This window comes from Alkaliphilus hydrothermalis (assembly GCF_016908555.1).
Taxonomy (GTDB): domain Bacteria; phylum Bacillota; class Clostridia; order Peptostreptococcales; family Natronincolaceae; genus Alkaliphilus; species Alkaliphilus hydrothermalis.
Genome location: NZ_JAFBEE010000028.1, coordinates 18096 through 31744 on the forward strand (window position 1 = coordinate 18096; position 13649 = coordinate 31744).

Sequence of the window (13649 nt, forward strand, 5' to 3'; positions counted from 1 at the left end):
AAATAGCAAAATAAATTTAGCTTTTTAAGTACTAAGTGAAATATTTATTTGGGACATTATTTACTTTTAATTTAAGTCTCACTAAGTATAACATTATTTGTAAGTAATAACAAGGCTTTTTTTAAAAAAAATAAAAAAATTAATCAACATAATTTCTTTTTTATTTTTTTCGTTCAAAGGAATGATATCTTGTTCCTTGAAAGGTCAATAATCCAACGTCTCCCTCCACTAATAATCCATATTCCTGAGGCTTTATTTGAAACTCCATACGATCTCCACTTTCTACTTGAAAGGTGACAAAATAACTTGTATTGGTACGTTGGTGATGTCCAACCCCATCATTAGCACCATGGGCTCTTCTACTTACATCAGCTCTTTTGGCTACAATACTAGTAGCTACCGTTAGTACAGGTTGAGCATTGTTATCATTCCATTGCTTTATCCCCTTAATTGCAATGAAAATAAACATTCCTATTACAAGAATAAAAATCGTCATACCAAAAAAAGGTAATGCTGAAAACATAAAAGACTCAAAAGGACTTTGATGAAAACCATTGGAAAATCCATTGGGAAAATCCTTTGGAAAGCCATTAGAGAGCTCTTTTGGTAAAACCTGCTGAAATAACTTCTCAAACTCCGTACCACCTATATTCAACTTAACCTCCACTTCTATCATCTCCCCCTTTATTTATTAAAGTACCGAGATTGCCCATAAGTATAAGGATGCAGTAGACCCATAGGGTGAATATCTCTTTCTATATATATTGAACTGCTCCTTTGAAAGTTCCTCTAATCCATATAAATTCATCATCCCTCTACGGATCGCTAAGTCTCCATAGCTTACCACATCAGGTCTATTTAACGAGAAAATCAATAGCATTTCCGCCGTCCAAACACCTACCCCCTGTAGAGCCGATAGTTTTTTGATAATCTCCTCATCCGATAGCAAGTGAAGGGTCTTAAAATCCACTTCACCATTTAGGGCGGCCTCTGCAATTCCCTTTATATATCCTGCTTTCCTCGTAGACATCCCACAGCTTTGAATATCTGCTACGTCAGCCTTTCCGATGCTGTCTGGTGTAATCTCCCCCAGTATGTCTGTCAACCTATTCCACACAGTCTTAGCAGCCTTACTGGAGATTTGTTGACCAACTATACTTGATGCTAAAGCTGTGAAAGGGTCTGGGGTAATCCCTCGGTTTATTTTTCCTATCTTGTCAATGGCTTCCCCTAGTTTTTTATCCTTTTTCTTTAAATACTCTATTTCCTTTGTTCCATATTGAAAATATCTACAGCTATCTTCCTCAGGTTCTAGGTTATTATTTTGTTGGATTAAAACATTTTGTTCAATATCAAGCAATTTTTTCTTTAAGTCTAACCCTCCACGATAGCCAGTTAACTTACCATTACTACCAATCACACGATGACAGGGGATAAAAATAGGAATAGGGTTACGATTATTGGCAAGTCCAATTGCACGACATGCCTTTGGTTTGTCAGTAATGATGGCGATATCCTTATAGGTAGCCGTCTTTCCATAGGGTATTTCTTGAAGAGCTTTCCATGCCGCCTTCATAAAGTCGGTTCCCTCAGGTGCTAGGGGTAAAGCGAAGTCCTTCATCTCCCCTGCTAAAAAACGATTTAGCTGTTGGGCAGCCTCCTTCAATATTGCTGTTTCATTGATTTCTATATTTTGAGGCACTTCATCATTTTCAAAATACAAGTTGGTAATATATCCATCCTTTTCAGCAATTCCAATCCTACCGATGGCAGTTTCATAAAAATACATGGGCATTATATTGTCACCTCTATCTCTCAAAATTTCACTCTTATGATTTCACCCTTCACCCTTAAAGACTAATTCTACTAAAAAAGTATAATTCTCTTAAATTTCTTTGTCGTAACATCATTTCCCACCTTCTTCATACTACTTATCATTTCTATACTTAAATTCAGATTACAAATATTAATAATTCTAACCTCATCACTACTTTCCTAGCAATTCCAGTGTGTGGCGAACCAACTGGATACTCCCCCATTTCCCATGGCCTGGTATAACGACTTCAGCATCTCCATATTTACCAAGTACCTTTTCTACTGAAGAGGGCCACTGTTGCAAATTTGCATCTTCTATGCTACCAAGATTCTCTGACTCTAAGGATTTTATTAAACATCCTCCAAACAAAATCTTATATTTAGGAAACCATACTGTTATATTGTCGACTGAATGTCCTTCTCCTGGATAAAAAATATCCATGTCAAGATCACCTACTGTAATAACCGACTCTTCATCAAGGGTCGGTTCTGGCTTTTCAAAGCCATTTTTCTCAGCTTCCAAAGCCGTCATACTGGTGCTTCGAACCTCAATATTATTTTCCAGTAACGTTCTAATCCCACCAATTCTATCAGCATGGGCATGGGTAATGATGGCTATCGTAATGTCTTTATTAAATATACTTTTAGTGAGCTTTATCAATTCTTTAGTTTGCTCATTGTTCCAAGGTGTATCTATCAATACTAAACCTTTGGATGTCACTGCAACAACACCATTTGAGGCCGCCTTATAACCATTGTAGTTTTCATAGGTTGTATGTACCCAAATATGATCATTTATTTTCGTTAGTTCTACATAATGATCATCCTCTATCGTGCCACTTTTGTAGTAATCTAGTTGTTTTTTTACGTTGGTGGAAGTAAAACCTACACATGCAGACAAAACCATAGCCACTGAAATAATCAAAGTCATCAATAAGGTAACTCTTTTCATAATTCCATCAATCCTCCTTGAATGTATACACTGATTTCTCCGTATCCCCTAATTAATAATGTAATCTATGAAATGATAAAGTTTATAGATCCCATACATTACAACCAGTACCCCTAGACCTTTAATAACACTTTGGAAGGATTTATTACTTTGCTTTTTAAACATTTTTGCTATATCCTGAGGTTTGACTAAAAAGTAAATCCCAGCTGCTAATGTGGTTAGAAAATCGAAAAAATAGTACACTGCTGTACCCATTTAATGTTCCCCCTTTGCTATATAGTAATGATTATATAATTATAAATATTCTCCATAAGTTACCAATAACCTTTTATTTAGAACAAAGTCTTCCTTCGGAAGATTTAATTGATGACTTATGTTGAAACTCATTTACGAAAAAGTTCTCTTTTTATATTAATTTAATGTAGAACTTTCCTATTCGTTATAAAAAACACCCTTCTAAATTATCGTTTAGTAGGGTGCTTTTCTTTTTTCACTATCTCTATATCTATATCTAGACTAAGTTATTCCTTAATCGGGGCTCTGAATAATAGTCCATAGGTCAATGTCAAGATACCTATCGCTGCTATTATAAAGCTTAAAACGGCTATATAAGGGTTCTGCCCCCCCTCTAGCCCTAATACCTTTCCTATAAAATCAATCATTGCCTCTGATGACGCCCCATTAGTTTTTCTAGTTAAAATGCCAAAAAGGATTAGACAAATCGCAGGTATTAATGAAACAAGGGTCTTTACAATTTTGCTTGCCCTATAGTATAGCACAGTGATCATAAAACCTACACTAGTGGCGAAGCAGAGTAAGGCAACATTCCAAGAAAGTTTTGCCAACATCCCCTCTCCAGAAGCATAGATGTATATTTGTTCATAGAATCCTTTATATTTAAATGTAGCTGTAAAAATCCGCTCTAAAAGGGAATCAGCAAAACTCATAAATATAGAAACTGCAACTATAGCTCCAATATTCCCCCAAAAGTAACTTTTTCTTGAAACATTATTCGCCTGCATAAATTTAAAACTACTCTTAAAAGAATTCAGACCTAAAACAAAGATAAAAATAAATGTTGCCCCACTAAAACTTGATTCACCACTTGGAGCCGCCATCAAGACGATTAGTCCTAGAGCTAATATAACTAAATAGTAAATTATTACTGCTTTTTTAAAATCCATTAACTGATATTTAGTGACCTTTAATATATTATTCATGACCAATTACCTCCTATGAATTTGTTAGACTGATAAACAGCTTTTGAAGTTCTGCTTTATTGAACTCTAGGTCCATTTCCTTCGCAAGCGCTTCATTTCTTTGGTCATTCAAAACCGTTACTGATTTATATTTTCCTATGGTTTCTTCCCCTAAGCAAGTCCTTCCTTTGATGTAGATATCCACCTTTGAAGCTTCTCCAGAAACGCGATAGGCCGATGAAAGTAATGTTTCCACCGAATCCTTTAGGACCAGCTTCCCCTCTTTTATAATGATGACCTCTTCTAAGATATCTGAAATTTCCTCAATTAAATGGGTAGAGATAATGATTGTTTTAGGTTCTTGTATATAATTTGATAGAATCTCTTTGTAAAGTAAATCCCTATGATAGGCATCTAACCCCAGTACTGGCTCATCTAAAATGAGGATTTTTGCATTTGATGATAGGGCTAAAATTGCCTTAAAAATAGAGGTATACCCTGTTGATAATTCCTTAATTTTCTTATTCACCTTTAGTTCAAATTTATTGGCTAGGCCGTTGGCATACTCCATATCAAACAAAGGATAAATTTTCTTCGTCCACTTAAAGATTTCCTTTACCTTTAGCCCTTCTGGATAAAGGTTTCGTTCCATCATATAAAAAATTTTTCCCAATACTTCATCATTTTCCACTACACTCTTACCTTCTACTGTGATCGCTCCATTTGTTGGGAAAATTTTATTGGTCAATAGATTTAACAAGGTGGTCTTTCCTGCTCCGTTCCGACCTAAAAGCCCATAGATTTTGTTAGCCTCTATGGTTATATTTACATTCTCCAGTGCCGTTGTAGTACCATATTGTTTTGTGATTCCCTTTACCACGATTACACTCATCTGCCATTGCTCCCTTCTATCATTTTTATAATTTCATTTTTCGATATTTGTAGCTTTTCAGCTTCTTCTAACAGTGCTACGATAAAGCCTTCATAGAACTTTTCTTTTCTCTTTGTAATGATTTTTTCTTTTGCCCCTTCACATACAAACATACCAACACCTCTTTTTTTGAATAGGATTCCTTCATCCACCAATAGGTTGACGCCCTTTCCTGCTGTGGCTGGATTGATTTTAAAATTCACCGATATTTCTGTGGTGGAAATAATTTGATTCCCTTCTTCAAATATCCCCCTCAAAATATCATCTTCTATGGCTTCTGCTAACTGAATATATATGGGTTTTTCGCTATCAAAATTTAGATTCAATAACAAGCACCTCCTTACTTGTTTAGTTAGTTACTTATGTAATTAACTATATATCTAGTTAGTCTTTTTGTCAATAGGATTTTTGTAAAAAATTTCTTTTATCCATAATAATAACCCCATCAGTTTTCGCCACCTGATAAGGGTTGCCTGTAGCCTAAGCACTCAAATACACTAAATATAGTCAGCCTTAGCATTGTTTTAAAGGTCAAAGTATTCTTAAAGATATGATTTTCAAGTATTATCGATGCTAGGGAAATGATGACTTACCTTTTTAACTTATTATAATTTATTACGGTAACACTAATCAAAAGCTAATATTTGTAAATCAATATAAGGAACAACAAAATAAAAAGACTGTAAAATAAAATTCTACAGTCTTAATTACATACTACTTCCTATTCTTAATATTTAGTTTGCTAATGTTTTTCCAAAATTCTTGAATGTATTAAATACGATGCAACCCGTTTACGATTTTTTACATATGCCTTGCATTTATAAATTTCTTCCTTAAAGGTTTGAATATAACTATGCTGTAGGATGTTACTTAAAGTAACTTTACAATAGTTTATTCCGTACTCTAGGACATCTACGTCATCAATCTCCACATAGGGTTGGTTATTAATATATTTATAGATACTTTCTATATTTCGTCTGTAGCTAAAGGATACATGATTTATAATGCTTGCTTTATGGGAAATATGGTTAATCATTGCCTTCATGGTTTTTCTACTATAAGGGATTTCAAAGGTATGGCAGTCTAGATCTACTATTGGTACTAAACTTTTATTATCTGTCCTATCAAAAATGATTTTCTCTTCAATAAAATTAATATCAAAGTAGCATTTGATTATTTTGTTGTAGACCAAAGAGATATTGCCTTTGCTATTGATACCAGCTTCCTCTAATCTTAATAAGATTTGTTTTGAACTATTAATTTTGGTTGGCATAAAATCATGAACAACAAAGACCTTCTCTGCAATATTAAAAATTTCACTTTGGTCATAGACAGTATTACAATCAGCATTTAGAAGTACATAATCATACATATCGCTTATTCTCTTTATGTATTGATAAAAGTCCTTTTCTTCAGAGATATTTTTTATGCTTGTAAATCTATAGGTATAAACATCCACAACCGCTTCTTTAGTCCTCTTCATTTTTTCCTTTAGAGCATTCCCTTGTAGATTGATATTCTCCAAAGGATAGATGTTGGAAAAATAATTAATAAGCTTGTTGTTATCTGAGAGGTCTATTAATGCAACGGCATGACCCTTGTCCTTGCAGAATTCGCCTAATGCCGAGATAAGGGATGTCTTTCCTGTATTCCCTGCCCCTGTGAAAAAGAAGGTGTTTTTTATTTTTTGAAGCCAAGAGCTACATTCCTTTTCCTTTGGTAATTCTGAGGATCTATAGATTATTTCTAAGTCAATCAAGTTGTGTTTCTCTAATCGATTAAGTAACGTCATGGAATCATCAATGTTTTTGCTTGATAAATTTTCATTATATATCAACTTTATATCAATTTCTACGTTAAGGGATAAGAGATAATTTAAGAGTTCAAATATAATTTCTTTTATATTATTGTCACTGAAATCGATGATGATTTTATAGTGAGGAACCTTAGCTATATTCTCAATACTACCGACTCCCATATAATTATATACTAAAGAATTACCAAATGAGTGCAGCTGCTCATTGTAGTAATTTAATGAGGATACGCCTGTTGTTATTACACAGCTTTCTAAACAATCTTTTTGTCCAATCGTATTAACATCCATAACCCATCCTCCTCTACTTTATATTACTAAAAATATCATTTTATTTTCTTAATTTCAACATTATTTACCAAGTTCATACCATAGGCCTATAGGATTGGAGGGCTTTATTACGATATATTTTATTTAAGATAAAGTTTTAGCAAATGATGTCAGGAGGTAACATAATGAAAAACAAAGTTCGTGTTTATGTTGACGGCGGTAATAGGCTAACAAAAGTAATGGAGGAGGCTAAGAAGCCCTTTAGTTTCCCAACCATTATATCGGAACCAGGAGTGGAGTTGGATTATGGGACTAGCTTCGACTTATTTGATCTACAGTCAGATACAAAGGAATTAGATATGGATCATCTATTGGTGGAAATCATTAAGGATGGAGAGTCGCTAGGTAAAAAACTAGTTGGAAAAGCTGCTGAAAACAAAGGGGTATTAATACGGGATCGTAACCGATATGAGAAAAAATATAATGATGATGTGATTAAGTTCTGTACTCTATCTGGTATTGCAACAAACTTTGCTAAATATGATAAAAATCAGCAATCGGTGGATATCACAATCAATCAACCTTTAGTTGAGTATGTTTCTAATAAAAAAGATTTTTCAAATGGTCATGGAGAGCATCTCAAAGGGCATATTAAGGCATTGTACTACAATCCCAATAATACTTCTGAAGTGATTAAGGAAGTTATCTTTGATGTTGAAAATGTTACCTTCTGTCCAGAGGGGATAGCTACCTTTTTCCATTACTCAGTGAATGAAAACGGAAGTATAAAGGATGAATATGCCAATAGCAAGAAAACAATTGTTTTTGACATTGGCTCTGGACAAATCAACGTTGCTGCCTTCAATGGACTAAGAACAGTTGGAGTCAATACTTTCGAAAAGGGAATGTTGGACTGCTATGAAAAAGTGTCTATGATCCTTTACAACAACTATCGAGAAAAATTAGATAGAAAGCCCTACTCTTATGATATAGATAATGTAATTCGCTACAACAATAAAGTCCTTAAAGCTAAGAAGGGTGAAACAATTGATACTACTGCCATCGTTGAGGATGTATTTGATGGCTTTGCCTATGAGCTTAGTAAAGATTTTAGAGAATTTGTTAAAACAAAGTTTATCGGAAACTGTGATCAGGTAATCTTCTCTGGTGGAGGGAGTGAACTATTATTCAATTATCTGAATCATTATCTAGGCAATGATTTTTATTGCGTCAAACCAGATACTGCTGAATATCATAATATCATTGGTAGCATGTATTTCAGAATATACAAAGATGCAGCTCAATAAATTATGAAAAGTAGGTGAAAATTTTGTTAATTAGATTATCGGAAAAACCTGTTATCTCAATGGATACAGGTAAGGCGTTGGGAATTTTGAAGGGATTAATCTATAAAGAAAAAAGAATCACTTTCCTGTATTGTCAATTTTCCAATCAATATGCTTATATCCCAATTCAAAATACCTCCATTGGATCTGATGCTATTATGCTAACTGTCACCGAGGATATTGAAATACTACCCACTGATACGCCCGCTAAGGTATATACTGAGAACGGAAAAGAGTTAGGTACTGTGGCATCTATTGAGATGGATACTGCCTTTAATATAACTGGAATCCTATTGGATAAAGACAGCCTTTTTGTGAAAATTAGTAATGTATTACATATGGGCAATATCATCATCATAAAAAATACCGTTGGAGATGATGCCGAGGGAAATGTAGATTCTTTAGATCCTTTTGAAAACACAAATTGTGTGGAGATTGAAGATGTAGAAATCAATACTGAAGAAGCAAAACATCAAAAAACAGATGAGCAAGCTCCTTACGAAGATGAACAGCAAAATCAAACTGATATGGTAAATCAGAAGTTATTCAAAGAGGAGTTTAGTACTGCTGTTATTCCTCAATCAGCGGAAGAGCCCAACGAAATCGTAATGTTTAATGCCAATAGAGATGCTGTCGAGTCTATATGTCACTCCCATCAAGAAGGTACCGAGATCAATGAAAAAGTTACAACTCTTCCTTCTGACGGATATGAGGTGCTTGATGAGATTGTAGAAGAAACTGCTACCGCGGAGAAAGCTGCTCCATTTGAAGGGCCAATAGACAGTGTTGTGGAGAATATCAAAGAAGACACTGATGAAGAATTTACTATAGATATTGATCCTAGATACAAGCACTTATGTGGCAAAAAACTTCTAGCAGACATCACAATTCTTAAGGAAACTTTTCAGAAGGATACGCTAATTGATGCAGCCCTCATTCAATTTGCTATTATCAACAATGCCATTGTCAAGGTGATTATGAATACTGATGATTAAATAAAACCACAGGGTATAGGGATTCCCCCCTACATTCTGTGGTTTTTTACGATGCATGTATTTTAGTTCTTTTTATTACTCAATGGTTTACTGCTCTAATAATTTATTTATTAATAAAATCCTTAACCTTCAAATGCCAGGCCATATGATCGGCATCCTCACCCCAATAATCCTTCAAATGGTATTGGGGCTTACCAAATTTTTTTACCCATAAGTTTTGAGCACTTTTATAGCCACTATCAAAACAAAACTCCTCTATGCCCCTTTTCTCTAACTCAATAAATAATTCATTTAATAGCCGATTACCTAACCCCTTCTCTTGATAAGCAGGATGTACAAAGCCCGTGCCAATCTCAACTACATCCTTTACAGCTCCATCGGTACATGAATTAATTAAATCACTGGAGGGCCCATATTCAATAGAACCTACCACCTTTTCCCCATCCTTTGCTATGAGAAAAAATCTGGACTCACCATTACATTCAAAGTCTTCATTTAATTTTTTCCTTTTATCAATGATTTCTCCATTTAAGGCTTCTAACAAATCCCCAATGTCATTTCTGTCAAAGGTATGTTTGAGGACAGTAACAAAAAATTGATTAATTATCTCAATGTCCTCGAATTTTGGTCTACTAATTTCTATGTTTTTCATAAACGAATCCCCTTACCCCAATCAGATTTATACACTTTTGATATTTCTCTACAAATTTTTATTTTCCTGCCATTTCAACATAAAAAAAGCAAGTCACCCTATCGCAACTTGCTTTTTTCAAAATATATTTTTTATAATCACATTCTATGCAACTTTAGACAATTTTACTTCAGGTTTTTTAAAGATTCCCATTGGCTTACCAACTGGTAAGAATACTCTTCCGAAATGTGCATTTAGCATTGCTGCTGCGGATCCGTAGAATCCTAAAACAGAAATTACAAGCTCCGTATAGGCAGCCAAAGGATGGAAAAACCCTGATAAAACCCCAAAACTATCCATAGCTAAACCAATGAACAATACGTCAATAAGGCAAAGGATTGCAAATAAAACTTTGTTTGTTTCTGTTGCTGCAATAGTCATGTAGATAGAGAAAATTAGATACCCGATAAATGCTACTCCTAATTGCTTACCATCAATGTTTGCTGCAATGGCTTCACCAAAGAAACCAAGTTTCATTAACCATGAAGCTGCTACAGCAACCCAGAATAATCCGTATGCACCAAAAGCAGTAGTACCAAATAAATTATGACGCTTTGAATCTTCTACACAGGCAAACAACTGTGCAAATCCACCTAAAAATAATGCCCAAGGAATTAAAAAAGATAAGCCTTCAGTAAAACCTAATTTCTGAGATGATGCAACTAACGTTACCATCGCAAGTCCAAATAGCCCTAAAGCTGAAGGATCTGCATTTGTAATTTTTACACTTTTTATTTCATTTGTGCTCATATACACCCTCCTAATTAATATCAGTCCTAATACAAAATATCATAGATTTCGACAGTCGTCAATCAGATAATTTTAACTAAAATAACCCGATAGTTTGTATATTTAGAATAATGAAGGAAGGGGTCATCAGATATGTAATAATCCCTTGATAAACATGACAAATTAGATACAACTACTTGATACCTAAAGACAATATTTATTTCTTATGGCTTATTTACTGAAATCATCTACACTTCCTGTCCCCCACTGACTTCTGTAACCTTTTCCTTCATGATCATCACCATCACCGCCCCACTTAAGACAGCAATTCCTCCAACCAACTGTAGAAAAGATAGGGTTTCTTTAAAAATAAGCATTGAAAACACGACAGCAAAGACAGGTTCAAACATACTAATAATGGTGGATTTCGTTGCACCTAATACTTCTACTCCCTTTAAGAAAAACACTAAGGCAAAGATGGTGGAACAAAACACTAATCCCACCAAAGGAATCCCCACAGTAGTATCAAAGTTTAAACTTAGATTTCCTTGAGCCAACCCTAATCCCACCAGTCCCCCAAAGGCAGATATGGAAATATAGGCAGTAGCCACAAGGGAAGGTACTTTTTTAATGATCCGACTACTGATAAAAATATATAAAGAGTAGGAAATTGCCGTTGCTAGTGCTAATAGTATCCCAAAGGTATTTACCTTTAACACTAACGAGTCTCCCAAAATCATAGATAACCCCATAAATGCCACTGTCATAGACATTAACACCTGTACGGTCAGTCGCTCTCTATCAAAAATATTTGACAGCAGTGCCACCATCATAGGGTGGGTATACATAATTAACACTGAAAGGGCTGTAGATATATAACGTATAGAGTAAAAATAAAAAATTGCAGTGGCGGAATACAACACTCCCCCCAGTAAAAAAAGATACATCAGATCTCTTTTAGTTACCTTAATAGACACCTTTGAAAGCCTTAAGTAAATAAATAGTATAATACCTGATAAGATAAACCTTAAACTTAGTAAGGTTTCAGGAGTTATGCCCCCCTTGTAGGCTATCTTTGCAAAGATTGGCATGATACCAAAACCCATTGCAGATAGTACAATACAGATTAGTCCCTTGTGCTGTGCTTCTATAAAAATCCCCCCATTCAATTTCATTATAAGCCATTGATAATTGATAAGCTATAAAAATTTTAATGAGATTTTATTATTTTTATAGAGGGATTTTGCACACTTCACTTCTATTTTTTAGTCTTAAGTAAATAAAACACCCCCACATAATCTCTGTCCAGATATCAACAGATTTGGGAGTGTTTTTAAATATTCTTATATGTTTTTATATTAAGGAGTCACTGTAGCTCTTTGTTGATTTCGATTCGGCACTGGTCTTCCATCTGCATTGAGGATTAGGTCAGAGGTAATCCTTCCCGATTCAAAGATGGTTGGGAGTCCACTACCTGGATGGGTGCCTCCCCCTACCAGATAACAGTTGTCAAACTCTTGGAAGCGATTATGGGGTCTAAAATAAAGCATCTGTCCTATGTTATGACCTAGATTAAATACGGCTCCTTTATAAACCGCCATCTCATTCTCCCAATCCAGTGGTGTAATCATCCTTTCTACCTCAATATGTTGACGTAGGTTTTCTAACCCTGCCTTTTCTTCTAAGATATCCAGTATCTTTTCCCTAAAGGCCTCCTTTTCCTCCCCCCAATTGATGTTACTTGTATTGTTTGGAACTGGAACAAGTACATACAGGGTAGATTTATCCTTAGGCGCTAAACTTCCATCTGTAATCACTGCATTTTGAATATATACTGATGGATCTTGAGAAACCACTTTTTTGTGGGCAATCTCCTCTACATTATTTTTATAATCACTGGAAAATATGATATTATGATGGGGAATGTCGTAAACTTTATCCACACCAAGGTACAGCATAAAGGTGGAACATGAATACCTGCTGTTTTCAATTTTCTTTCGAGTATACTTTCGCTTATGTTCATCCTTCACTAGGTTATTCAAGGCATGGGCAAAGTCTGCATTAATAATAGTATAGTCACTATAGCATTTTGAGCCATTCTCCAAACAGACCCCCAGCACTTTTTGATCTTCAATAATTAGTTCCTTTACGGGACTATCTAAATGAATAGATCCACCCTCTTCTTGTATGACCTTCGCCATAGCTTCACAGATTTCTCCAAAGCCCCCCATCACATGATGAATGCCCCCTGCATGTTCAATATAGGAGATAATGCTATACCCTCCTGGACAATCCCAAGGAGACATTCCGAGATACTTTGCTTGGAAGGTAAAGGCCATCTTTAGGTCATCCTCATTGTAGTATTTTCCTAGCACATCAAATAGGCTTTCTGTCGCCCCCAAGTGGGGAATTGCCCTGATAAACTCCTTCTTAAGAAAATCTTTTGGAGACAGGTAGGTTTCCTTTAAACAATCGAAGAGGGTGTCAAATTTCTTCTTTTCATTCTTCATAAATCGTCGATATCCATTAATATTCCCGGGAAATAATCCCTCCAATTCTTTTTCCATTTCTATAGGATCGCTAGAGGGATAAAACTCCCTACCATCTCCATATACAATTCGATAAAGGGGATTAATTGATTCAATCGTAAGGTAGTCTTCTACATTTCTCCCAGTACGGATAAACATGTCTTCAAGAACATCCTTCATCATTAAGAAGGTAGGTCCTAAATCAAATTTGAAGCCATCTACTGTAAAGCTGGAAGTCCTTCCTCCGATGAATCCTTGTTTTTCAAATATAGTCACCTCATATCCTTCATTAGCCAAAATCATTCCTGCTGTCAGTCCACCGGGTCCTGCTCCAATAATCGTAACACTTTTTTTCATTTTTAATCCCCCTTACTCATTCA

General features: G+C 35.0%; 14 protein-coding genes. 2 read left to right on the top strand and 12 right to left on the bottom strand.

Features of this window, described 5'->3' with window-relative positions:
- Window positions 1-160: 160 nt before the first annotated feature.
- From JOC73_RS13830 to JOC73_RS13870, 8 genes are all read right to left on the bottom strand, one after another.
- Window positions 161-676, bottom strand: coding sequence for a DUF2500 domain-containing protein (locus tag JOC73_RS13830; RefSeq protein ID WP_330613209.1), 516 nt, complete (start codon window positions 674-676; stop codon window positions 161-163).
- Window positions 677-691: 15 nt separating this feature from the next.
- Complete coding sequence (locus JOC73_RS15460) at window positions 692-1795, bottom strand: methylated-DNA--[protein]-cysteine S-methyltransferase (RefSeq protein ID WP_330613210.1); 1104 nt, start codon at window positions 1793-1795, stop codon at window positions 692-694.
- A gap of 192 nt (window positions 1796-1987) precedes the next feature.
- Window positions 1988-2767 (bottom strand): subclass B1 metallo-beta-lactamase, encoded by a 780-nt coding sequence (bla, locus tag JOC73_RS13845; protein WP_204404255.1) that lies wholly within the window; start codon window positions 2765-2767, stop codon window positions 1988-1990.
- Between the two features lie 48 nt (window positions 2768-2815).
- Window positions 2816-3022, bottom strand: a complete 207-nt coding sequence (locus JOC73_RS13850) for a hypothetical protein (RefSeq protein WP_204404257.1) — start codon at window positions 3020-3022, stop codon at window positions 2816-2818.
- Window positions 3023-3288: 266 nt separating this feature from the next.
- Window positions 3289-3987, bottom strand: coding sequence for a hypothetical protein (locus tag JOC73_RS13855; RefSeq protein WP_204404259.1), 699 nt, complete (start codon window positions 3985-3987; stop codon window positions 3289-3291).
- 13 nt (window positions 3988-4000) lie between these two features.
- Window positions 4001-4858: an ABC transporter ATP-binding protein gene (locus JOC73_RS13860; protein ID WP_204404261.1), complete on the bottom strand. Its 858-nt coding sequence runs from the start codon at window positions 4856-4858 to the stop codon at window positions 4001-4003.
- Complete coding sequence (locus tag JOC73_RS13865; protein WP_204404263.1) at window positions 4855-5223, bottom strand: GntR family transcriptional regulator; 369 nt, start codon at window positions 5221-5223, stop codon at window positions 4855-4857. Before JOC73_RS13865 ends, JOC73_RS13860 begins: the two co-directional genes overlap by 4 nt.
- Window positions 5224-5639: 416 nt before the next feature.
- A complete protein-coding gene (locus JOC73_RS13870) occupies window positions 5640-7001 on the bottom strand; it encodes a hypothetical protein (protein ID WP_204404265.1) in 1362 nt (453 codons plus the stop codon).
- 164 nt (window positions 7002-7165) lie between these two features.
- On the opposite strand from JOC73_RS13870, the gene JOC73_RS13875 reads away from it, so the two are divergent.
- Together JOC73_RS13875 and JOC73_RS13880 are read left to right on the top strand one after the other, a co-directional pair.
- Window positions 7166-8287: a ParM/StbA family protein gene (locus tag JOC73_RS13875; RefSeq protein WP_204404267.1), complete on the top strand. Its 1122-nt coding sequence runs from the start codon at window positions 7166-7168 to the stop codon at window positions 8285-8287.
- A gap of 23 nt (window positions 8288-8310) precedes the next feature.
- On the top strand, window positions 8311-9321 hold the full coding sequence (locus tag JOC73_RS13880; protein WP_204404269.1) for a ring-infected erythrocyte surface antigen domain-containing protein: 1011 nt from the start codon (window positions 8311-8313) through the stop codon (window positions 9319-9321).
- A 103-nt stretch (window positions 9322-9424) separates the two neighbouring features.
- Here the strand turns inward: JOC73_RS13880 and JOC73_RS13885 are convergent, their stop codons facing one another.
- From JOC73_RS13885 to JOC73_RS13900, 4 genes are all read right to left on the bottom strand, one after another.
- Complete coding sequence (locus JOC73_RS13885) at window positions 9425-9973, bottom strand: GNAT family N-acetyltransferase (protein ID WP_204404271.1); 549 nt, start codon at window positions 9971-9973, stop codon at window positions 9425-9427.
- A gap of 144 nt (window positions 9974-10117) precedes the next feature.
- Window positions 10118-10762 carry an acetate uptake transporter gene (locus tag JOC73_RS13890; RefSeq protein ID WP_204404273.1) on the bottom strand — a complete coding sequence of 215 codons (645 nt, stop codon included), beginning with the start codon at window positions 10760-10762 and terminating at the stop codon, window positions 10118-10120.
- Between the two features lie 227 nt (window positions 10763-10989).
- Window positions 10990-11916: a DMT family transporter gene (locus JOC73_RS13895; RefSeq protein ID WP_204404275.1), complete on the bottom strand. Its 927-nt coding sequence runs from the start codon at window positions 11914-11916 to the stop codon at window positions 10990-10992.
- A gap of 183 nt (window positions 11917-12099) precedes the next feature.
- On the bottom strand, window positions 12100-13626 hold the full coding sequence (locus tag JOC73_RS13900) for a phytoene desaturase family protein (RefSeq protein ID WP_204404277.1): 1527 nt from the start codon (window positions 13624-13626) through the stop codon (window positions 12100-12102).
- Between the last annotated feature and the right edge of the window lie 23 nt (window positions 13627-13649).